The organism is Halorubrum sp. LN27 (assembly GCF_016635065.1).
Lineage (GTDB): Archaea > Halobacteriota > Halobacteria > Halobacteriales > Haloferacaceae > Halorubrum > Halorubrum salipaludis.
The window spans coordinates 1,756,409-1,776,665 of the sequence record NZ_JAEPET010000001.1; the positions used below are offsets into that span (position 1 = coordinate 1,756,409).

General features: G+C 71.0%; 19 protein-coding genes. 8 read left to right on the forward strand and 11 right to left on the reverse strand.

Features of this window, described 5'->3' with window-relative positions; genetic code table 11:
- Positions 1–19: 19 nt before the first annotated feature.
- A complete protein-coding gene (locus JIN95_RS08645) occupies positions 20–781 on the forward strand; it encodes an SIMPL domain-containing protein (protein WP_095637593.1) in 762 nt (253 codons plus the stop codon).
- 81 nt (positions 782–862) lie between these two features.
- Here JIN95_RS08645 and JIN95_RS08650 read toward each other — a convergent pair whose 3' ends face one another.
- On the reverse strand, positions 863–1,849 hold the full coding sequence (locus tag JIN95_RS08650; RefSeq protein ID WP_200531111.1) for a GTPase: 987 nt from the start codon (positions 1,847–1,849) through the stop codon (positions 863–865).
- A gap of 212 nt (positions 1,850–2,061) precedes the next feature.
- Between JIN95_RS08650 and JIN95_RS08655 the strand changes: the two genes are divergently transcribed.
- The 4 genes from JIN95_RS08655 to JIN95_RS08670 all read left to right on the forward strand — a co-directional run bounded on the left by JIN95_RS08655 (position 2,062) and on the right by JIN95_RS08670 (position 6,018).
- Complete coding sequence (locus JIN95_RS08655) at positions 2,062–3,537, forward strand: Na+/H+ antiporter NhaC family protein (protein WP_200531112.1); 1,476 nt, start codon at positions 2,062–2,064, stop codon at positions 3,535–3,537.
- A complete protein-coding gene (locus JIN95_RS08660; protein ID WP_200532132.1) occupies positions 3,500–4,915 on the forward strand; it encodes an MFS transporter in 1,416 nt (471 codons plus the stop codon). Before JIN95_RS08655 ends, JIN95_RS08660 begins: the two co-directional genes overlap by 38 nt.
- 171 nt (positions 4,916–5,086) lie before the next feature.
- Positions 5,087–5,545, forward strand: coding sequence for a DUF2240 family protein (locus tag JIN95_RS08665; RefSeq protein WP_200531113.1), 459 nt, complete (start codon positions 5,087–5,089; stop codon positions 5,543–5,545).
- Complete coding sequence (locus JIN95_RS08670) at positions 5,545–6,018, forward strand: hypothetical protein (protein ID WP_200531114.1); 474 nt, start codon at positions 5,545–5,547, stop codon at positions 6,016–6,018. Before JIN95_RS08665 ends, JIN95_RS08670 begins: the two co-directional genes overlap by 1 nt.
- Before the next feature lie 96 nt (positions 6,019–6,114).
- Here the strand turns inward: JIN95_RS08670 and JIN95_RS08675 are convergent, their stop codons facing one another.
- Complete coding sequence (locus JIN95_RS08675; protein WP_303646644.1) at positions 6,115–7,932, reverse strand: methyl-accepting chemotaxis protein; 1,818 nt, start codon at positions 7,930–7,932, stop codon at positions 6,115–6,117.
- 501 nt (positions 7,933–8,433) lie between these two features.
- Here JIN95_RS08675 and JIN95_RS08680 point away from each other — a divergent pair.
- Positions 8,434–9,717: a DNA double-strand break repair nuclease NurA gene (locus JIN95_RS08680; protein WP_200531116.1), complete on the forward strand. Its 1,284-nt coding sequence runs from the start codon at positions 8,434–8,436 to the stop codon at positions 9,715–9,717.
- Between the two features lie 530 nt (positions 9,718–10,247).
- Here the strand turns inward: JIN95_RS08680 and JIN95_RS08685 are convergent.
- The 3 genes from JIN95_RS08685 to JIN95_RS08695 all read right to left on the reverse strand — a co-directional run bounded on the left by JIN95_RS08685 (position 10,248) and on the right by JIN95_RS08695 (position 13,345).
- Positions 10,248–10,976, reverse strand: coding sequence for a type II CAAX endopeptidase family protein (locus tag JIN95_RS08685; RefSeq protein WP_200531117.1), 729 nt, complete (start codon positions 10,974–10,976; stop codon positions 10,248–10,250).
- A 94-nt stretch (positions 10,977–11,070) separates the two neighbouring features.
- Positions 11,071–12,363, reverse strand: a complete 1,293-nt coding sequence (locus tag JIN95_RS08690; protein ID WP_200531118.1) for a glucose-6-phosphate isomerase — start codon at positions 12,361–12,363, stop codon at positions 11,071–11,073.
- A 70-nt stretch (positions 12,364–12,433) separates the two neighbouring features.
- Positions 12,434–13,345 (reverse strand): acyltransferase, encoded by a 912-nt coding sequence (locus tag JIN95_RS08695; protein ID WP_200531119.1) that lies wholly within the window; start codon positions 13,343–13,345, stop codon positions 12,434–12,436.
- A gap of 187 nt (positions 13,346–13,532) precedes the next feature.
- Here JIN95_RS08695 and JIN95_RS08700 point away from each other — a divergent pair, with 187 nt between their 5' ends.
- Positions 13,533–14,606, forward strand: coding sequence for an aldo/keto reductase (locus JIN95_RS08700; RefSeq protein ID WP_200531120.1), 1,074 nt, complete (start codon positions 13,533–13,535; stop codon positions 14,604–14,606).
- A 300-nt stretch (positions 14,607–14,906) separates the two neighbouring features.
- Here JIN95_RS08700 and JIN95_RS08705 read toward each other — a convergent pair whose 3' ends face one another.
- On the reverse strand, positions 14,907–15,452 hold the full coding sequence (locus JIN95_RS08705) for a hypothetical protein (RefSeq protein WP_200531121.1): 546 nt from the start codon (positions 15,450–15,452) through the stop codon (positions 14,907–14,909).
- Between the two features lie 262 nt (positions 15,453–15,714).
- Between JIN95_RS08705 and JIN95_RS08710 the strand changes: the two genes are divergently transcribed.
- A complete protein-coding gene (locus tag JIN95_RS08710) occupies positions 15,715–16,353 on the forward strand; it encodes an NAD(P)H-binding protein (protein WP_200531122.1) in 639 nt (212 codons plus the stop codon).
- Between the two features lie 27 nt (positions 16,354–16,380).
- Here the strand turns inward: JIN95_RS08710 and JIN95_RS08715 are convergent, their stop codons facing one another.
- The 5 genes from JIN95_RS08715 to JIN95_RS08735 form a co-directional block, all read right to left on the reverse strand.
- Positions 16,381–17,349 carry an LLM class oxidoreductase gene (locus JIN95_RS08715; protein ID WP_200531123.1) on the reverse strand — a complete coding sequence of 323 codons (969 nt, stop codon included), beginning with the start codon at positions 17,347–17,349 and terminating at the stop codon, positions 16,381–16,383.
- 20 nt (positions 17,350–17,369) lie between these two features.
- The gene (locus JIN95_RS08720) at positions 17,370–18,341 is read right to left on the reverse strand and encodes a hypothetical protein (protein WP_095637578.1); all 972 of its coding nucleotides are present in this window, start codon (positions 18,339–18,341) and stop codon (positions 17,370–17,372) included.
- Between the two features lie 124 nt (positions 18,342–18,465).
- Positions 18,466–19,308 carry a translation initiation factor eIF-2B gene (locus JIN95_RS08725; protein ID WP_200531124.1) on the reverse strand — a complete coding sequence of 281 codons (843 nt, stop codon included), beginning with the start codon at positions 19,306–19,308 and terminating at the stop codon, positions 18,466–18,468.
- A gap of 114 nt (positions 19,309–19,422) precedes the next feature.
- Positions 19,423–19,779 carry an RNA polymerase Rpb4 family protein gene (locus JIN95_RS08730; RefSeq protein ID WP_095637576.1) on the reverse strand — a complete coding sequence of 119 codons (357 nt, stop codon included), beginning with the start codon at positions 19,777–19,779 and terminating at the stop codon, positions 19,423–19,425.
- Positions 19,780–19,785: 6 nt separating this feature from the next.
- The gene (locus JIN95_RS08735) at positions 19,786–20,079 is read right to left on the reverse strand and encodes a 50S ribosomal protein L21e (RefSeq protein WP_095637575.1); all 294 of its coding nucleotides are present in this window, start codon (positions 20,077–20,079) and stop codon (positions 19,786–19,788) included.
- Between the last annotated feature and the right edge of the window lie 178 nt (positions 20,080–20,257).

The window sequence follows — 20,257 nt, forward strand, 5'->3', positions numbered from 1 at the left end:
TCCCGACGACGGGTCGCGTATGAACAGGAAACTGGTGACCGCCGTCGGCGTCGCGCTGCTCGTCGCGCTCGCGGGCTGTTCGGGGCTCGTCGGCTCGACCGGCAACGCCGGCGTCGACGCGGGAGACGAATCGACCCTCGAACGGAACGTCGAAGTGACCGCGGACGGCGAGGCCACGGCCGAGCCGGACCGCGCGACGATCCGCGTCGCGGTGACCGCCACCGGAAACGACTCCGGGGCGGTCCGGGACGAGCTCGCGGCCAGCGACGACGCGCTCCGCGCCGCCCTGACCGACTGGGGGCTCGACGAGGACGACATCCGGACCGACCGGTACGACGTGCGGGAGTCGTACGAGACGCGCGAGAACCCCGACCGAACCCGGTACCAGGGGACCCACCGCTACGCCATCAGGCTCGACGACGTGGACGCGGTCGGCGAGGTCATCGACGTCGCCGTCGGCGCCGGCGCCGACGAGGTCCAGCGGATCGAGTTCGGGCTGAGCGAGGAGCGCGAGCGCGAGGTCCGCGAGGCCGCCATCGAGAACGCGATGGCGAACGCCGAGGACGACGCCACCACCCTCGCGGACTCCAGCGGGCTGGAACTGGCCGGCGCCTACAGCGTCTCCACCGCCGACGCGGGGGTGACGCCGTACCGCGTGTCCGACGCGGCCATGGCCGCCGAGAGCGACGGCGCGGACGCCGGCGCCTCGACGGGCGTCGAGACCGGCGACGTGAGCGTGCGGGTCAGCGTCAACGTCGTCTACGCCGCCGAGCAGGCCTGACGCGGCGGTCGCTCGGAGACTTTTTCGGAGAGCAAAGGACGAACCGCCGAGCCGCGGCACCGCGTCGCTATTGGTTTCCCCTCACTCCTCGCCGTCGCGCGTCGGGAGGTCGGGCTCGAACGCGGCCGCCTCGACGGCCATGTCGAGCACGCGCTCGACGTTCTCGTCGTCGGTGACGCTCATCGTCGCGTCCACCGACTCCGCCTGCACCGCGTCGAAGCGGTCGTGTTTGTTCGCCACCGTGAGGAACGGCACGTCCTCGCCGAACAGCGCCCGGACCTCCTCGCGGAGTTCGAGCTGCACGTCGAGGGGGTAGCCGCAGTCGCCGGAGGGGTCGAGCACGAACACGACCACGTCCGCGAGGTGCTCGAGGGCGCTGACCGCCTGCCGCTCGATGTCGTTGCGCTCGTCGGCCGGTCGGTCGAGCAGCCCGGGAGTGTCGACGATCTGGTACCGGATGTGGTCGCGCTCGAAGTGGCCGATCTGGACGCCCTTCGTGGTGAACGGGTACTCCGCGATCTGGTTCGAGGCGCGGGTGACCCGGTTGACGAACGAGGACTTCCCGACGTTGGGGTAGCCCGCGATCACGATGGCGGGCTCGTCGGGTTTCACGTCCGGCAGCACCTTCAGCTGGTCCCGCGAGTCGCCGATGTACCGCAGGTCATCCTCGATCTGGTCCATCACGTCGGCCATGCGCGCGAACGCCTGCTTCCGGTGTTTCCGCGCGGTGTCCACGTCCGAGCTGCGGATCTTCGTCGTGTACTCGTCGCGGAGGTCCTCGATCTGGCGGCTGGCCCACATCACCTGCGAGAGGGCCTGCCGGAGGCGGTCGACGTCGACGATGGCGTCGGCGAGCTCGTAGTAGAACGGGTCGACGTTGAAGCCGAAGTCGGGCCACGAGACGACGACGTTCTCTAAGTTGTCCGAGAGCACGTTGCCGGCGGTCCGCAGCATTGACTCCTGCGCCTCGTGTCCGCGCTTGGCGCGTCCCGCGCGCGCCGCCCGCGAGAACGCCTTGTCGACGAGTTCCTCCGAGCGGGGGGTCGTCGGGAGGCCCTCAAATATCATGTTGCCCCGACTTGACCGCCGACGCGTATAAGACCGTCCGTTCGGCGACCCCCGCGACACGGCGGCACACGGTCGGACGCGCCAGGGTCGCCGGTGAACGCCACCGATGAACTCCGCCGCTGCTTCCGCCGACCGCAAAGAGGATGAACGATCGTTATCTTCCTCATGCATATTCCGAGATATATTTATGCTTCAAAGGAATACACGGGGACATGGCACGATCGTTCACGCCCACGACCTACGAGGACCTCGACCCGGACCGCCGCCCGAGTCTGGCGCTGGCGCTGATCCCGGTCCTCGCCGTCGTGGCGTTCCTCGGTATCGGCTCGGCCGTCCTCGGCTTGGACCCCCACCCGCCGCTCCTCTGGAGCATCGCCTTCGTCGGCGGGTTCGGGCTGTGGCTCGGCTACGACTGGGAGGAGCTGTTCGACGGGATCGCGAACGGCCTCGTGATGGGGTTGCAGGCGCTGCTCATCATCTTCACCATCTACGGCCTGATCGCGACGTGGGTCAGCGCCGGCACGATCCCGGGCCTGATGTACTACGGGCTGGAGATCCTCTCGCCGACGACGTTCCTCCCGGCGGCCGCGGTCGTCGCCGCGGTCGTCGCGTTCGCCATCGGCTCCTCGTGGACCACGGTGGGGACCCTCGGCGTCGCCTTCGTCGGCATCGGCGCGGGGCTCGGCGTTCCCGCCCCGATGACGGTCGGGGCGGTGCTCTCGGGCGCCTACGCCGGCGACAAGCAGTCGCCGCTCTCAGACACCACCAACCTCGCCGCGGGGGTCACGAACACCGACCTGTACGCGCACATCCGCCGGATGCGGACCGGCACCGCCGTCGCCTTCGGGCTCGCCGTGCTCGGCTTCCTCGCGCTCGGCCTCCGCGCCAGCGGCGAGATCCCGGCGGGCCGGATCGCGGAGATTCAGGGCGCGCTCGGCGAGACGTACGCGATCACGCTGCTCGCGTTCATCCCGCTCGTCGTCACGTTCGGACTGGCGCTGCGCGGGTACGCCGCGCTCCCGACCCTCGTCGCCGGCGTGTTCGCGGGCGCGGTCACGACGATCCTCGTGCAGGGGTCCGGCTTCGTCGCCGCCTGGGAGACGTTCATGTACGGCACCGCGCCGGAGTCAGGCTCCAGCCTGGTGAACGAGCTACTCGACACGGACGGGCTCGTCGGCTCCGCGTGGACGATCACGGTCGTCGTCGCCGCGCTCGCGCTCGGCGGTATCTTGGAGCGCACGGGCGTGCTCGCGGTCATCGCCCACGCGTTCACCTCGGCGGTGAAGAGTCCGGGGTCGCTCGTCGCCGGCACCGGCGTCTCCGCGATCGTCATCAACGCGCTCACCGCGCAGCAGTACATGAGCATCGTCCTCCCGAGCGTCACGCTCCGGAACACCTACGACGAGTTCGGCATGGACACCGACCAGCTCTCCCGCGCCGTCGAGGCCGCGGGGACGCCGACGGGCGCGCTGTTCCCGTGGCACGCGGGCGCCGTCTACATGGCGGGCGTCACCGGCGTCCCGACGCTTGAGTACGCGCCGTACTACCTGTTCGCGTTCCTCTCGCCCCTCGTGTTATTCGCGATGGCGGCGACCGGCTACTCGTTAAACGCGACGCCCGCGGCGGCCGCGGCGTCCTCCGAGGCCGTCGATCCCGCCGGCGCGGCCGCCGGAACCGACGACGACTGAGCGGTCGGACGCCGCCGACGGCATCGACCGGTGCGGTTTTCTTCTCGCGTTCACGGATCGGCGTATGACCGACGGCTGGCTCTACGGCTGGGGACTCGGCTCGGTCGCGTTCGGCGGCGCCTCGCTCGTCGTTCCCCTGTACGTCGTCGACCTCGGAGGCGGTCCGTTCGTACTCGGCGTGCTCGCGGCGGTCGCCGCCGCCGTCGGCGTCCCCGGCGCGCTGTGGTTCGGTCGCGTCGCGGACCGGACCGGCCGCCGACGAGACCTCGTACTCGCCGCGTTGGCCGCGTCCGCCGCCGCGATCGCCGCCATCCCGCTCACCGACGGCGTGGGCGCGGTGATCGCGGCCAACGCGGTCGTCTGGTTCGCCTTCGCGGCCGCGACGCCCGTGTTGACGCTGCTCGCGGTCGCCGGCGTCCCGGAGTCCGCGTGGAGCGAGCGGATCGCGGACCTCAACCGGTTCCAGGGGATCGGCTGGGCGCTGGGACTGCTGCTCGGGACCGTCTGGACCGTCGGCGGCGCGCGACTCGTTCCGCCCGCGACCGCGACGCGCACGCTGTTCGTCCCGCTCGCGCTCGCCGCCGCCGGCTCCTGCGTCGTCGTCGTCCGGGCGCTCCCGGCGGATCCGGTCGGGGCGGACGGCGCCGCGGCGATCCCCTCCGGCAGCCGCGTTCGGCGCGCCATCCGCCGGGCGGACCGATTCGCGGTCCGCGGCGCGACGCTCCCCGGAGCCCTCACGCGGACCGACTTCCGCGGACTGCATCCCCGGCGGTTCGCCGCGCGGTTCACCCCCGCGCTCGCGGCGTACTTCGCGGCCGCGCTGCTGTTTCTCTCCGGCTCCGCGGCCTTCTTCGCGCCGCTCCCGGCGTTCCTCACCGAGGTCGGATTCGGGTCCGGCGGCACGTTCGCGCTGTACCTCACGAACAGCGCGGCCGCCGCGGTCGCGTTCGGGACCGTCGGACGGCTCTCGGCCGACCGGAACGTCGTGCGCCTCCAGGTCGGTGGGCTGGTCGCTCGCGGGGTCCTCCTCCCGGTCGTCGCCGTGGTCGGCGCCGCGCTCGGGGCGAGCGCGCTCGGGTTCGCCGCCGTCGGGGCCGCGTTCGCCGCGGTCGGGCTCACGTGGGCGGTGATCGCCGTCACCGCCGGCACCGTCGTCACGCGGCTCTCGCCGCCGGCGATCCGCGGCGAGGCCCTCGGCGTGTACGCCGCGCTCGGCGCGTTCGCTGGCGGGATCGGCAGCGTCGTCGGCGGGTGGCTCGCGGCGGACAGCTACGGGCTCGCGTTCGCCGTCGCCGGCGCGCTCGTGCTCGCCGGCGCGGCGGTCGGGCTCGCGGTCGGTCGGCGCGTCGACGGCGACGCCCCGCGAGCGGCGGGGTGACGCGCTCCGTCCGACCGGTCTCCGCCGCAACCTACCACTATCTCCGCCCCTACCCACCGTTCTCCGCCCCTACCCACCGTTCTCCGCCCCTACCCACCGTTCTCCGCCCCTACCCACCGTTCTCCGCCCCCGTCCGACACGTTTACGCGCCCGCCGCGCCCTCCCCCGTACATGAGTCTCGAGGTCGCCGTCGCCGTGCCCTTCAAGCAGCGAGCGACGGAGCGGTTGGGCGAGGGCGAGTTCGTCGTCGCGCTGTCGCTCGATCGGGAGTGGTTCTCTCCGGACCAGGCAAAGCGGCTCGTCGACGTCGCGGTCGGGCGCGGGCTGGTCGCCGAGGAGGACGGCGACCTCCGCGCGCGCTTCGACCCCGCCGACGTGACCGTGCCGGAGGGATTCACGCCCGACGAGTCGATCCTCCGCGAGCAGTCCACCTTCGAGACGGCGCTCGATGCGATCGTCGCCGCCGGGGTGGAGAAACAGCGCGCGGTCGCCGGCATCAACGAGCGGCAGCGCGCCCTCGCGATCAGCATCGAGGCCGCCGCGGTCCTGTTCGCGAAGGAGCACGGCGCCGCGGTTGACCAGCTCGCGGCCGACGTTCGGGAGGAGCTGGCCGCCGCGGGGGCGGAGTGATGGTCGAGGACCGCCTGACGGACGGGGTCCGGATCGGTCAGCTGCTCGCGTCGGAGATCTCCGGCAACGAGGGGCGCCTGCGGGACCTCGCGCTGGCCGACGCCGACCCCGACGTCGAGCCGACCCCGGACGGCGCGCTCGCGTACCGGATCGTTCGCGCCGGGGAGGGCGGTGCGGGGAACGACGCGGAGGCCGACGCCCTCACCGTCGCAGAGGTGTACGTCCAGCCCGACCGCGTTCGGATCGAGTTCGTCGCGGGCGCCGGCGGAGAGGGGAACGCGGTCGAACAGCCTGTCCGCCCGGAAGCCGCCGCCGACGCGGCCGACGAGGTCGGCCTCCGCGTGAGACCGAAGGCGGTCCGCCCGCCGCGGACGCTGGTGTTCGTCGAGGACGGCGCGCAGGTGAAGCGGGCGCTCCCGGTGTTCGAAGCGGTCGTCGAACCCGCACTCGACGCGACCGGAAACGGGGAGTAGCGCCGCGGGGCAAAAGGGAGAGCAGCGCCGCGGGCAGTCGTCTCGTTGGTCCGCCTGCGCCTCAGTTGGTCTTCTGCCTCAGTTGACCGTCTCGCCTCAGTTCGCCTGTCCGCCGTCGCCCATCGCGACGTTGCGCGATCCCGACGCCGAGGGGTCGTCGACCGACTCCCCGCCGACGTCGAACTTCCGGAGCAGCGCGCGGAGCCGCTCGGCCTGTTCGGCGACCGAGCCGGCCTCGGCGGTCGCCTGCGACATCGCGGCGAGCTGTTCGTCCGCCGCGGCGCCGACCGCGTCGGCCTCGTCGGCGGTCGACCGGCTGATCCCCGCGACCTCCTCGACCATCGACACCGTCTCCTCCGTGCTCGCGGCCTGATCGTCGGTCGCCTTGCTGATCTCGCGGATGCCGTCGTCGGTCTCCCCGGCGTTGTCCGCCACCTCGGCGAACGCGTCGCCGGCGTCCTCGACCGCCTCGGCACCGTCCTCCATGTGCGATTCGGCGGTCCGGACCTCCTCGACGGTCGCCTGCGTCTGCGCCTGCGTGCCGGCGATGAGCTCCTCGATCTCCTGGGCCGCCTCCTGGGTCTCCTCCGCCAGCTGTTTCACCTCGTCGGCGACGACCGCGAAGCCGTCGCTCCCGCCGCCGCTCCCGCCCGCCCGCGCCGCCTCAATGTTCGCGTTCAGCGCGAGCAGGTTCGTCTGCTCGGCGATGTCGCCGATGAGGTCGACGATCTCGCCGATGTCCTCCATCCGCTCGTCGAGCACCCGGACCTTTTCGGCCGTCTCGCCGATCGCGTCCTGCGACTCCCGGACGCTGTCGATCGCCTCGTCGGCGGTCTCCTGCCCCTCGTCGGCGATGGCGGCGGTCTGCTGGGCCGCGTCGGCGACCGTCTCCGTCGAGGAGGCGACCTCCTCGATCGTCGCCGAGAGGTTGTTCATCTCGCCGGAGACCTGTTCGAGCATCTCGCGCTGGTCGTCGGCGCCCTCGGCGATCTCCCCGATCGACCCGCGGACGTCCTCGCTGCGCGCCTCGGCGGCGTCGACGCCCTCGACCGTCTTCTCGCTGGCCGCGGACACCTCACCCGCGAACGACTGCACGTCCTGCATCGTCGCCTCGATGTCGTCCATCATCTCGTTGAACGCGCTCCCGATCTGCTCCATGGCCTCGCTCTCGCTGTCGGCGTCCAGTCGGACCGTGAGGTCGCCGTCGGCCGCGAGGGCCATCGTCGCGCTGTAGTCGTCGGCCTTCCGTTCGAGGTGGTCGTTCAGCCGTTCGACCTCCTCGCGGCGCTCCTCGACCTCGGCCTTCGCCGCCTCGACGTCTTGGATCTCCGCCTTCTGCTCGGCGACGAGGTCGAGCTGGCGCTGCGCCTCCTCGCGGGACTTCTCGATGGAGTACCAGTTGACCATCAGCGCGCCCACGAGCCCGAGGACGAAGGCGGCGTGGATGCCGCCCCACACGACGGGGTTCTCGATGGCCGCCGCGTGGTTGTACACGAGACTGGAGTCGATCTGGCTGAACGCCCCGTGGCCGACCGCCACGTACGCGACCCCGACGCCGAACGGGAGCCAGTCCTCGTACAGCGCCAGCACCCCGGCGAACACGAAGAAGTGGAAGTGCGCCTCGATGTAGCCGCCGGAGAGCTTGACGAGCGCCATCGAGACCGTCATCACGCTGAACGCGGCGAGGACGGTCCGCTTTCGGCGGTCGATCGGTGCCCACATCGCCAGCGCCGCGGTGGCGAGGATGATCGTCACGAACGCGACGAGCATCCACGTCGGCGTCGCGGGGATCTCCGCGCCCGTGACGAGCGACTCCGTCCCCTCGTACAGCCCTAACGCGATCAGGAACGGGACCTGCGCGACGACGATGAGGAGGATGTTCCGGTGGCGGCCGTGCCACATCTCCTCCGGCATCGACGTGCCGTCCGGGATGTACCGGATCACGTCTCGAACCGTCGCCCCGATCCCGCCGCCCTCCGTGTCGTCTCGCGAGCCGGCCGCACCCCCGCGTGCTGTCTCCCCCGTCTCCGCGCCAATCGCTGGCTCTGCCATACACGTCGAACGTCGTATCGGTTAAAAGAACGTCGCCTCCAACTATTACCGTTGATACTGCGAACCTCGCATAAACCGACATCTGATTTGCTGTTGCCGGGTTCCGCCCGCTGATCGGTGCGGCCGTCGATCCGCCGGAGAAACCCCGGCTACCTTGCTGGTTGTACGACGCGAGTCGAACATGTTCGCCCGACGCTCGGAGCCCGGCCCTCGTCGTCGGTTTGTCGTGAGTTCATGGTCGGTTTTTCGTCGGGTCGCCCTCGGCTCGGGAGCCGGCGGCTCCCGGTCGATTGTCGGATCAGTGAGGCCCGAACCGGTTCCCGAGCCGACGACTTTTATATCGGTCCGCGCCGCGATACGCCCGTGACGCTCGATCCGATCCACGTCGAGAACATCGCGCAGCTCGCGTACGGGATCGCGGGCGACGTGGACACGACCGACCACGACGACCTCGCGGGGCGGGTGTGGCGCGACTGGCTCCCCGAGCTCCGCCGCGACGGGCGGGTCGTGATCGAGCCCGTCGACGAGCACGAGCGCCGGCGCGCCCCCATCGACGACGTGGCCCTCACCGACCGCCCGTTCGAGACGGTCCACGGGCTCGACTCCGGCACGATCAACCCGACCACGTTCAAGAACGGGCTCGTCGTCGACGTGGCCCACGCCGCGATGGCGAGCGCGCCGAGCGACCTCGACCTCCACCGCGACCGGACCATCGTCGCGACCGTCCACGCCGGCGACTCGACCGCGAGCTTCGACGGCGAGTGGCGCGAGCGCGACGACGGCCACACCCGCCAGCGCGTGCTCCACGCGCCCCGGGTGAACCGGTACGCCGAGGGCGTCGTCCACGCGCTCGCCTTATACCTCGCCGAGGGGACCCACGCGCTCGACCACGCCGACGCGGTCGACGACCTGCTCGTCCTCGACGGCCCGATCTACCCGAAGGAGCTGTTCACGTGGGACGACCGAAACCCCGAGCTCGGCGCGCTCGCCCGCGAGGCGAAGCCCCGCGCCGTGGTCGAGAAGTACGTCCGCCTCGTCGAGCGCTTCGTCGAGCGCGACGTGCCGCTGGCCGGCTTCGTGAAGAACCCCTCCAGCGGAACGATCGTCCGCGCGCTGGCCCGGAAGGGCGTCGAGCCGCCGTGGCCCGACGACACGGCGCTTTTCACCCGGCTCTTGGAGCGGCGCGAGGGCGACGGCTCTGCGGGCGGCGGTCGGGGTGACTCGGCCGGCCGGACCGACCGCGTCGATGACGAGCTCACCTTCACCACGTGGTTCCGGAGCCGCGGCGGCGCCGACGCGACGATGGCCGCCGACGGCGACGCGCTCGGGATCGACCGGGAGCTCGACCCGGAGCTGTACGAGCCGACGTTCATGGTCGTGTACGACCCGCGGACCGACGTGACGTACAAGCTGGAGGCGCCGTACGCGTTCGCCCGCGACGACGCGGTCCGCGACCGACTCACTCGGCAGGTCCTCGCGGACGTGGCGACCACGCGCGGACCGCCGGAGGCGGTCGGGAAGGCGGACGAGCTGGCGCGGATCTCGGCGACGGAGAAGGCCGCGCTCCGCCGGAAGTTCGAGGAGCGCTTCGACAGCGACCAGCAGGCGACGTACGACGACCGGCGGTGGGGAAAGGAGCCGTATTAACGCCAGTATCCCGGTGCGGTGGCGCGCGCCTCCGAGCGCACTGATAAGGGCGCGAGGAGCGCGCGCGAGGGAGTCAGTCGTCGGAGCGAAGCGACGACGACTGACGAGGCTGGGGAGGTGTGAGGCTGCGGTGCGGGGTGGGACTCAAAGGGGCAGTCGCGAGGACGAAGCACGACGACGTAAGTACCGCAGGGAGCGAGCAACGCGAGCGACCGAGGAACGCAACGAGTCGCGCGAGTCCTCGCGACTGGGGCTTTGGAGGTATCGTCGGCGTCGATCAGCGATTTATAAGCGATCACGTCGTCGTACAGCCGAGCGACTGGGGCTTTGGAGGGGTTCACCGTCCCCTCGGCAGGACCAATTTATAAGCGATCGACTGGAAAGTAGGAGGTCACCGCCGTCGATCTGCAGACGACTACTTAGAAGCAAGTGGCTGCGGTTCAGAACCCGTTCATCGCCGATCGGGCGTCGGTGGGCGTTTATCAGTGAGCGACCGGCGCTTCGCAGATGTCCGCGCCGACCGACGCGTATCAGATCGACTGCGCGAGCAACACGACGTAGATGACGGCGTTGTACACGCCGTGGGCCAGTCCGGGGACCAACACGTTTCCCGTGCGCTCGTAGAGGAGGCCGAGCACCGCGCCGAGCACGACGACGACGGCGACGTAGGCCCACCGCTGCCCCGGCGTGCCGGAGACGGAGGGGTAGTGGACCAGCCCGAACATGAGGCTCGCGAGCAGGATCGCCGGCGCGGCGTCGAACGCGCGCCGGAGCCCGCCCTGCACGGCGCCGCGGAACAGCGCCTCCTCGACCGGCCCGACCACGAACAGCGACACGGCGATCATGGCGAGGTAGTAGGTCGCCGGGTCGCCAGCGGGGACGACCGCCTGGTTCTGGCCGGTGGTGAGCCCGACCTGTCCGAGCGCGAACAGCGCGCCGTACTGGAACGCGAACAGGGCGATCCCCCCGCCGACGACGAGCCCGGCGTCTCGGGGCGTCGGCCGCGAGAGCCTGACGAGCCCCCACTGGTCGGTGATCGCGAGGTAGCCGACGACCGCGGCGAGGAACCCGGCGAACTGCAGCAGGGTCCGGAACACCTGCAGTCCGGTCGTCTCCGCGCCGACGAGCCCCAGCGAGACGGCGGCCTGCGCCACCGGTTCGGTCACCGCGCTGGCGACGAGGAGGGCGAAGACGACCGCGAACGCGGCGCTGGCGACGCGGAGGATCCGGTTCACCGGCTCGGGTGGCGACTCGCTCATCGACGGCGGTACGGCTCGCGCCGGTTTATCGGCACCGGAAGTGGAACGGACTCGCGCGTGAGACGCGACCGTCCCGCACACTGCTCTCCCCGCCTCAGGAGCCGTCGATCCGCAGCTCGCGTTTGTCCGCCACGGCGTCGGCCTCCGGGAAGTCCCCGCCGCCGAGCAGCCCCCGCGCCGCCTTCTTCCCCCACTCGACCGCGGGCTGGGTGAACGTCGAGACGCTCGCGAGCTCGCCGTACAGCACGCAGGCGGCCTCCATCCCGTACAGCAGCTCGCCGAGACTGCGCTCGTCGACGCGGTCGATCTCGACGCGGAGGTTCGGCACGTCGGCGGCCGCGAGGCTCGCCTCGGTCGCCTCGAACTCGGCGTCGAGCAGGTCGCCGAGCGACGAGCCGCCGAGGTACGCCAGCCCGTCGAGGTCGGTCTCCGGGATCGCCGTCTCGGCGCGCTCGGTCGGGCGGATCAGGGAGACGAGCTTGTCCGGCGGGCCGGCGCGGTACAGCTGGAGCTGCGAGTGCTGGTCGGTCGCGCCGAGCGCGCGCGCCGGGGTCTGGCCGAGCCCGTCCTTCCCGAGGCTCTCGGCCCACAGCTGGGCGAACCACTCGGCGAACGTCTCCAGCGACTCCGCGTACGGCATCACGGCGTTCGTGAGCGCGCCGCGCTCCGCGAGCGCGTACGTCGCCGCGCCGTAGGCGTACGCTGGCGTCTCGAACAGCGAGCCCGACAGGGCCGCCATCCCGTCCCGTCCGCCCGCGAGGACCGCCTCGATGTCGTGTCCCTGCAGCGCCGGTACCGCGAGCCCGACCGTCGAGAGCGCCGAGAACCGCCCCGGAACCCCGTCTGGCACGTCGAGCGCGGGGAGGTCGTGGGCGTCGGCGAGCGCGCGGAGATTCCCCTCATCGCCGGTCGTGACGAGGGTGCGCTCGGTCCAGTCGACGCCCGCCCGCTCCATCGCCTCGCGGACGACGAGGAAGTTCGCGAGCGTCTCCGCGGTCGTCCCGGACTTCGAGACGACGTTGACGACGGTGTCCGCGAGCGGGAGGCGATCGAGGAGCGCTCGGGTCTCGTCCGGGTCGACGTTGTCGAGGAAGTACGCGTCCACGTCGCTCTCGAGGGCGTTCGCGAGCGTCGCCGCGCCGAGCGCGCTCCCGCCGATGCCGACCGTCAGGACCGCCTCGGGGCGGTCGAACCGGTCGGTCGCCTCGCGGATCGCGTCCGGGTCGGCGGTCTCCGGGAGGGTCAGGGCGGCGTAACCGAACTCGTCGTCGGCCATGCCGGCGGCGATCCGGTCGTGCGCGTCCGCGACTCGTTCGTCGAGGCGATCCAAGGTCTCCGCCGTGAGTCCCGGCGTCGTGTCGAGGGCGTTGCCGAGGTCGACGTGCATACCGGACGTGGGAGCGACCGGGACTTAAGAATGGGTCTCGTACCGCGGCGTCGACCGGACCGCTCCCGACTCACTGCGGCGGGTTCGGCGGCCGGAGGTCGCGCTGGAACTCGTCGAACCGATCGAGGTCCTCGGGGAGCTCGTACTCGATCTCGCGTTCGTCCTGTCGGTCGGGGAGCCGGCCGTCCTCCAGCTCGTCGGCGACCTCCTCCCACCCCGGTTTCACGCGGACGCTCCGGGCGGGCGAGCCGACGACGACGTGGTGATCCGGCACGTCGCCCTGCACGACCGACCGGGCGCCGACGACGCTGTTCTCGCCGATCCGGCAGCCGGCCCGGACCATGGCGTCGTAGGTGACGCGGGCGTCGTCCTCGACGACCGTGTGGAAGTTCCGGACCTCGGTCTGGTCGACGAGATCGTGGTCGTGGCTGTAGAGGTGGACGCCGTCGGAGATCGACGCGCGGTCGCCGATCGTCAGCTTCCCGCGGTCGTCGAGGTGCACGTCGTCGTGGATCACGACGTTGTCGCCGACCTCGATGTTGTGGCCGTAGGTGACGGAGATCCCCTTGAAAAAGCGGCAGTTCTCCCCGCACTCGGCGAACAGGTGGTTCCCGAGCATCTGGCGGAACCGGAGCGCGAACTCGACGTTGTCCGCCATCGGCGTGGCGTCGAACTGGCGCCAGAGCCACTGGAGGTGTTTGGAGCGCTGGAACCGCTCCTCGTCCTTCTCGGCGTAGTACTCCGACTCCAGCGTGGCGTTACAGGGGTCGTACCCCTGGAGGCGCACGCGCTCCGCCTTCGACACCGACTCGCCGTCCTGCCACGCCTCCCAGCGCTCGCGGTCGCCGTGGAGGTCGATAAGCGTGTCTCGGACGACCTCACAGGTGTCCTCGTCCGAGGAAAGGCGTTCGTCCACCTCGTCGATGAAGCCTCGGACCCCGGCCTCCGCGGCGTCGGGCAGGGACACGTGTCGCTTTGTCATCACCGCCCGTTCGTCGCCGTGCCCCAAAGGGATTCGGTTGTGCGACGTGCGCGCCACGCCGACCGGGCCGGGAGCGGTCGGTCGTCGCCGGCCGGGCCGGGAGCGGTCGGTCGTATAAACCCGCTCCGCGCTCCCGCCCGGTGAGGGAGACCGCACCCGCTAAGTGTCCCGATCCCGAAAGAGGGGTATGCAGCACCGCGAACTCGGGAACTCCGGCGTCGAGGTCTCGGAGATCGGCTTCGGCGCGTGGGTCGTCGGCACCGACTGGTGGGGCGACCGCTCGGACGAACAGGCGGTCGGAATGGTCGAGGACGCGCTCGATTCGGGCGTCACCTACGTCGACACCGGCGACGTGTACGGCCACGGCGACAGCGAGGAGATAATCGGGAAGGCGATCGAAGGCCGCCGCGACGAGGTGACGCTCGCGACGAAGATCGGTTACGACTTCTACAACAACCCGCAGGCCGGCCACGGCGAGCTCCCGAAGGAGCTCGACCGCGAGTACCTCGAGACCGCGTTCGAGCGCTCGCTCGACCGGCTCGACACCGACTACGTCGACCTGCTCCAGCTCCACAACGCCAACGTCGACGACGTGACGCCCGAGGTCCGGGACCTCCTCCGCGAGTGGAAGGAGTCGGGGCGCGTCCGCGCGCTCGGCTGGGCGCTCGGCCCCTCGATCGGCTGGCTCGCCGAGGGCGACGCCGCCATCGAGTACGAGGAGTTCGACGCGGTCCAGACCGTCTTCAACCTGTTCGAGCAGCAGCCGGGGCGCCACTTCGTCGACGCGATCCGCGAGAGCGACTCGGACACCTCCGTGATCGCCCGCGTCCCGCACTCCTCCGGCCTGCTCAACGAGCAGGTGACGCCCGACACCGTCCTCGAAGACGGCGACCACCGCTCGCACCGCCCCAAGGAGTGGTACGAGACCGGCTGGGAGAAGGTCGAGGCGATCCGCTTCCTCGAAGAACCCGACCACGCGGAGGGGACTCGCACGATGGCGCAGGCGGCGATCCGCTGGCTGCTCGCGCACGACGAGGTCGCCTCCGTGACGCCGACGTTCCGCGACGGCGACGACATCGCGGCGTGGAGCGCCGCGAGCGACGTGCCGCCGCTCTCGGACGCCGAGTACGACCGCGTCGACGAGCTGTACGCGCGCAACTTCGACATCGACCGCGACGACGGGATGGACTCCCTCCGGACCTCCGTCGGCGGCGAGGACATCGAGGCCGCCGGCCTCGACAAGCGCGCCGCGTCGTACTGAACGCCCGACCCGCTCGTTTCTCGTCGAAACCGCAAGACTGCGACGGGAATATCAGTGTTCGAACCACTTTCACCGCGGTTGTGGATCACTGACGAGGACGCGAGCGACGGGACTGCGAACGAGGAGGCTGAGGGTGACGAAACTGCGTGAGAGGAAACCGAGAGCGCCGCGGCTCGGCGGCGTGAACGTGGTGGCTCGGTGGGAACTGATCGTCACAAGGGGCTCAGAGGGGGTAACGGATCGTCATGGCCACCACAGAGGGAGTAACTCGGCGACGACCATAAACTGACCGTGATTCGCTCAGTCGTCGGTCCCGCACTGCACGAGCGCCGTCTCCTCGTCTCGCGGTTCCGGCGCCGTCGGGTCGCCGGTCGACTCGTGCCGGTACACCGCCCCGGGAGCGACGAAGTAGTTCGCGATGTACTCCCGTTCGTCGGACGCCCCGGCTTCCGTGCTGTAAGAGGCGCGGATCCCGCTGGAGGCGAGGAAGCCGTCGCCCGTCTCGTCCGGGGTGAACCCGTTCAGGTTGTCGACGTTGACGCTCGTCACGCCCTCCGCCGACTGCAGGATCCGGTTCCAGGCGAACGACGTCTCGAAGTCGTCCAAGTACTCCATGATCGACGGCTCCGTCAGCGTCTCCGGCTTGCGCGGGTACTCGCGGCCCTCGATGTTCGTCCCGGTCGCCACGGGCGGGCGAGCGACGTCGTCGGGGTCGCACTGCGGCGTGTCCGTCCCGGGATCCGTCGGAGGCGCGTCGCCGTCCGAGCCGCCGTCGTTCAGTCCGGCACACCCCGCCATGAGCAGGCCGATCGAGGCGGCGATCACCGTCCGTCGTTCCGTTCTCATACGGGGCGATGCGCTCCCACGGAACTAGCTATTGCGGTTCGGTACACCTTCGCACGCGTACCACCTCGTCTTCGGTGTCGGGCTCGGGGTCTGGATACGACTGACGGGGATCACGTGACCGCCCGGTGACATCGGTGTGACCTGATCGGGTCGCCGTCAGCTAACGTATATGTGGCTCACGGGCCAAGACCGACGCGAACGCGCGATCGAGTTACGGTCTCTCGTTTCGCGTCGACAGGCGACCCACCACACCACTCCAACAATGGACGTACTCTTACTCGGTGCGAGCGGACGAATCGGTCACCGGATCGCGAACGAGCTCCTCGACCGCGGCCACGCGGTCACCGGCGTCTCCCGGAGCGGCGAGGTCGACGGCGTCGACGACCCCGACTTCGAGGCAGTCGCCGGCGACGCGACCGACGCCGACCGGATCGCGGACCTCGCCGCGGGCCGTGACGCGGTCGCGTCCGCGCTCGGCCCCAGCGAGGACGAGACCGTCGACGCCCTCGTGTCGATGGCGGAGGCGGTCGTCGGCGGCATGCGCGAGGCGGGCGTCGACCGCCTCGTCTGGACCGGCGGCGCCGGCGGGCTGGAGGTCGCTCCGGGCACGCGGCTCGTCGACACCGAGGAGTTCCCGGACGAGTGGGAGCCGGTCGCCCGAGCCGCCATCGACGCCTTCGAGGTGTTCCGGGAGGCGGACGACATCCGGTGGTCGTACGTCGCGCCCGCCGCGCTCATCGAACCCGGCGAGCGGACCGGCGAGTACCGGACCGCCGAGGGGGAGCTCGTCGCCGACGATGACGGCGACAGCTACATCTCGATGGAGGACTTCGCGATCGCCTTCGTCGACGAGCTCGAGTCGGGCGACGCCGTCCACACCTACCTCGGAACCGGTTACTGAACGACGCCGCGTCCCCCGTCGCGGCGCCTACCCGCCGCCTCCGCCGTCTCCGCCGCTGACCGCTCCCATCACCTCATCCGCGAACGTCTCCATCGCCCCCTCCGGGTCGTCGCCGCGCAGGCCGACGACGACGTGGTCGACGCCGAACTCGTCGAGCCGACGGAAGTACTCGCGGAACCACTCGGCGCCGGCGCGGTAGCCGAGGTGGAGGTGTTCTGGCTCGGCGGTCGGGTCGTCGGCGAACTCGACGCCGACGGCGATGGCGAACGGCTTCGCGCCCGCCAGCTCGCGCCACTCGGCGACGTAGCTCCGGAGGGTCTCGTCCGGGAGGTGGTAGAACAGCCAGCCGTCGCCGTGCTCCGCGATCCACTCGGTCGACTGCCGCGCGTTGCCCGTCGGCAGCACCGGGAGCGTCTCCGTCGTCGGCTTCGGGAGCACGTCGAGCTCCCCGTCGAGCTCGCCCCACTCGCCGTCGACCTCGGGAAACGACTCGCGCCAGCACGCGCGCATCGCCGCGATCCGGTTCCGGACCATCTCCCCGCGCCGCTCGGGGTCGACGCCGAACGCCGGGTACTCGGGGTCGCGGTCGCCGGAGGCGACCCCCAGCACGACCCGGCCGTCGGAGAGCCGGTCGACGGTCGCGGCGGACTTCGCGAGGTGGATCGGGTGGCGGAGCGGGAGGACGACGCTCGCCGTGCCGAGCGCGACCTCGTCGGTGCGTGCGGCCGCGTGCGAGAGCAGCGCCCACGGGTCGAACGCGCCGCCGGCGTCGCCGAACTTCGGCCAGTAGGTCGGCACGTCCCGCGCCCAGAGCCCGTCGAACCCGAGCGCCTCGGCGCGCTCCGCGAGCCGGACCTCCTCGGCGGGGTCCGGCGTGCCGCGCCGCTCGCCGGTCAGGGGGAACCCGAGCCCGAACGTGAGCCCGTCGTCGCCGAACAGCCGGCGGAAGCCGGCGTTGGCGTGGGCCGCGTCCCCACCCCCGCCGTCGTCAGGCATCGGGGGGGTCGCTCCGCGGGTCACTCGCCGCCGGCGACACGGCTCGCGACTCGGTCGCGGTCCGTCCGGATCTGCCCGGCGATCTCCGCGATCTGGGCCAACACGGGATAGCGCGGCCCCTCTGTCGGCCCGTACAGGTACTCGTGGAACGACCGGCGACCCGCGTCGTCCCCGGGGGCGTCGACGGTCATCGGCGGGTCGTCGAGCGCGCGCTGGCGCTCGCCGGCCGCCTCGTCGCACTCGGACTCGAGCTCGCCGAGGCGGTGCCAGACGTCGATCGCGGCGTCCGTCCCGTCTCCTTCCACGCCGTCGAGGTGTTCGAGGAGCCGCCGGCGGCGCCGGTCGACGCGGGACAGGTCCGACTCGTACTCCGAGAGCGCGTCGATCTCGGCGTCGATCGCGTCCGCCAGCGACGACCGGGCGTCGGCCGCCCGCCGGCTCCGCCGCACCAGCGCCGACTGCGCCCCGGACGAGAGGGTGCCGTTGGAGGCCAGCGCGGTGGCCGTGTCGGGGCCCAGCTCGGCGGCGAGGCTCTCGGGGATCGTCTCGTCGTACTCCTCCCTGTAGTGTGGCAGCGACATCACCGTGTCTCGGTACGCCGCGAGCACGCGACGGAGCCTGACGTCGTCGCCGGCCCCGCCTCCGCCGTCGACCGGGGAGACCGTCCGGACCGCGGCGGTCGGCCCGTCGAACGACGACGCGGTCGACGAGGCGGGCGCGGGGTCGAGCCCGGAGACGCGGTCCGCGAACTCCTCGAAGGCGGCGCGCTCGTCGAGGACCCGCCGCCGCTCGCCTCGGCACTCCGCCTTGGCGTCGCGGACGTACGCCAGCGCGACGAACGCGACGACACCCGCGATGACCAGCGCGGTGACGACGCCGGGCTCGGTCGCGATCGCGGCGAGGTCACAGGGGAGAGTGGTACACTCCGCCGTCGCCGTCGGCTCGGCCTCCTGAATCCGGAACACCCCCGCTGTTCCCTGCCTCGCGCTCATTATGTACGCTAACACGTCACACGTACAAAGCGCTTGTGGCGGATCTCAATCGCTGAAACGACGGTTCCCGGATCCGCCGGGTTACTCGGTCTCGGCGACGGCGGCGGGGTCGCCGCCGCCCCGACTACTTTGCGACCCCGTCGTCGGTGATCACGGTGTCGATCATGCCGATCGGGGTCGCGTCGTAGCTCGGGTTCTCGATCGTCACGTCCTCGACGGGCTCGCGCATCACCTCGACCGCGTCGCGGAACTCGTTTTCGAACCGGAACTCCTCGATCTGCTTCGCGCCCGAGCCGACCGCGGTCACCGGTACGCCGAGCTCGCGCGCCGTGACGACCAGCGGGAACGTCCCGACCCGGTTGTAGTACGTGCCGCCGGTCATGCAGGTGATCCCGAGGAGGACGCGGTCGCAGTCGCGGAGGGCGTACCCCATCGCGCTGTCGACCACCATCCGGGTGTCGACCCGCGCCATCCCGGCGAGCACACGGGCCGTCTTCCGGCCAAGGGTTCGCGGGCGCGCCTCCGTGACGTACACCGTGAGGTGGGCGCCGTCGCGGGCCGCGTTCTCGATCGACTCCAGCACCGTCGTCGAGTAGTCGTGGACCAGCAGGGTGTCGCCGTCCTCGATGCGCTCGGCCGCGTTGGCGGCGGCCTCTCCCTTCGCCGTCTCGATGTCGTCGGCGACGCGGTCGATGGTCTCCTCGAGCCGCTGTTTGCCGTCCTCGACGCTCGTCGCCTCGCCGACGACCGAGCGCTCGACCTCGCGCATCGCGTTGTGGAGCGCGGCGTGAGAGGGGTTCGACCGCCGCAACACGCCCGCGTTGTGTTCGAGGTCGCGCTCGAACTCGTCGACCGTCACGTACTCGCGGTCGAGCAGCTCCGCGAGCGACCGCGTCGCCTTCACGGCCACCGCCGACGTGCTGTGGGTCCGCATCGCCCGGATCTCGGCGACCGTCTCGTCGATCATACCCGTAGGGTCGTCGTCCCGAGTCAAAGGGGTTCCGGGGTCCCGTCGGCGGGACTGAGAGTCCGGTCGCTCCGGGCGGCGAACGAAACGGACGGAAAAGCGGTCGGCGACGCGTCAGGCGTACTTCGCGACGACGTTGAGCACGTCGTCGAGCTCGTCGCCGTCGAGCGAGTAGCGCTCCTGCGCGAACACCGAGCGCAGCTCGGTGCGGTCCTCGGGCAGGAGGTCCGCGATCTTCACCGCGGTGGGCACGTCGATCTGGTCGAGCTCGGTGAGCTCCTCGACCAGCTCCCGCGACTCCTCGGCGTCGAGGTGGGCGAAGCGGTTGACGTGCTCGATCGCGCGGGCGAGCTCGTAGCGCAGGTCGCGGTCCTCGTCCTCCGCGCGCTCCGCTTCGATGTCCACGAGGATCTCCTTCGCCTCGGAGGTGGTGACGTACTCCTCGTCGAGCTTCTCTTTGAATATCGTCATTGCGTGTCAGTTCTGCTGTGCGCTCATGTGGGCGGCGGCGACGATGAGCGTCTTCGTCTTGCCGCCGTCCGGGATCTCGACTTTGAACGCGGACCCCTGCTTGCCGACCACCGTACCCGTGCGACCGTCGAAGCGGGGGTGGAAGCGACCCTTCTGGACGCTCGGGTCGATCTTGAGGTGGACCTGCGACCCCTCGTCGAACTCCTGGATCGCTCGCTGCGGCGGCGACGTGCCGCGGTCGCGGGGTTTGTTCGAGAGCTTGTCGCGGGTCGCCTTCTGGGGCCCATTGGAACTCGGCATGGTCTTGGGCATTCTTCCGCTGCCGCGGTTATAAATGGTGCGTTACGGCTCTCGGACGGGAGCCGGTACCACGCCCTCGAGGGGGAGCCGGTCCCACGCTCGCGGACGGGAGTCGGTCCCACGCCCGCGGACGGGAGTCGGTCCCACGCCCGCGGACGGGAGTCGGTCCCACGCCCGC

Coding starts and splice junctions, on each gene's coding strand:
- JIN95_RS08650 (WP_200531111.1), bottom strand. CDS start 1,849: ATGATATTTGAGGGCCTCCCGACGACCCCCCGCTCGGAGGAACTCGTC.
- JIN95_RS08715 (WP_200531123.1), bottom strand. CDS start 17,349: ATGCCTGACGACGGCGGGGGTGGGGACGCGGCCCACGCCAACGCCGGC.
- JIN95_RS08710 (WP_200531122.1), top strand. CDS start 15,715: ATGGACGTACTCTTACTCGGTGCGAGCGGACGAATCGGTCACCGGATC.
- JIN95_RS08725 (WP_200531124.1), bottom strand. CDS start 19,308: ATGATCGACGAGACGGTCGCCGAGATCCGGGCGATGCGGACCCACAGC.
- JIN95_RS08645 (WP_095637593.1), top strand. CDS start 20: ATGAACAGGAAACTGGTGACCGCCGTCGGCGTCGCGCTGCTCGTCGCG.
- JIN95_RS08730 (WP_095637576.1), bottom strand. CDS start 19,779: ATGACGATATTCAAAGAGAAGCTCGACGAGGAGTACGTCACCACCTCC.
- JIN95_RS08700 (WP_200531120.1), top strand. CDS start 13,533: ATGCAGCACCGCGAACTCGGGAACTCCGGCGTCGAGGTCTCGGAGATC.
- JIN95_RS08690 (WP_200531118.1), bottom strand. CDS start 12,363: ATGCACGTCGACCTCGGCAACGCCCTCGACACGACGCCGGGACTCACG.
- JIN95_RS08685 (WP_200531117.1), bottom strand. CDS start 10,976: ATGAGCGAGTCGCCACCCGAGCCGGTGAACCGGATCCTCCGCGTCGCC.
- JIN95_RS08720 (WP_095637578.1), bottom strand. CDS start 18,341: ATGAGCGCGAGGCAGGGAACAGCGGGGGTGTTCCGGATTCAGGAGGCC.
- JIN95_RS08670 (WP_200531114.1), top strand. CDS start 5,545: ATGGTCGAGGACCGCCTGACGGACGGGGTCCGGATCGGTCAGCTGCTC.
- JIN95_RS08695 (WP_200531119.1), bottom strand. CDS start 13,345: ATGACAAAGCGACACGTGTCCCTGCCCGACGCCGCGGAGGCCGGGGTC.
- JIN95_RS08665 (WP_200531113.1), top strand. CDS start 5,087: ATGAGTCTCGAGGTCGCCGTCGCCGTGCCCTTCAAGCAGCGAGCGACG.
- JIN95_RS08735 (WP_095637575.1), bottom strand. CDS start 20,079: ATGCCGAGTTCCAATGGGCCCCAGAAGGCGACCCGCGACAAGCTCTCG.
- JIN95_RS08705 (WP_200531121.1), bottom strand. CDS start 15,452: ATGAGAACGGAACGACGGACGGTGATCGCCGCCTCGATCGGCCTGCTC.
- JIN95_RS08655 (WP_200531112.1), top strand. CDS start 2,062: ATGGCACGATCGTTCACGCCCACGACCTACGAGGACCTCGACCCGGAC.
- JIN95_RS08675 (WP_303646644.1), bottom strand. CDS start 7,932: ATGCCGGAGGAGATGTGGCACGGCCGCCACCGGAACATCCTCCTCATC.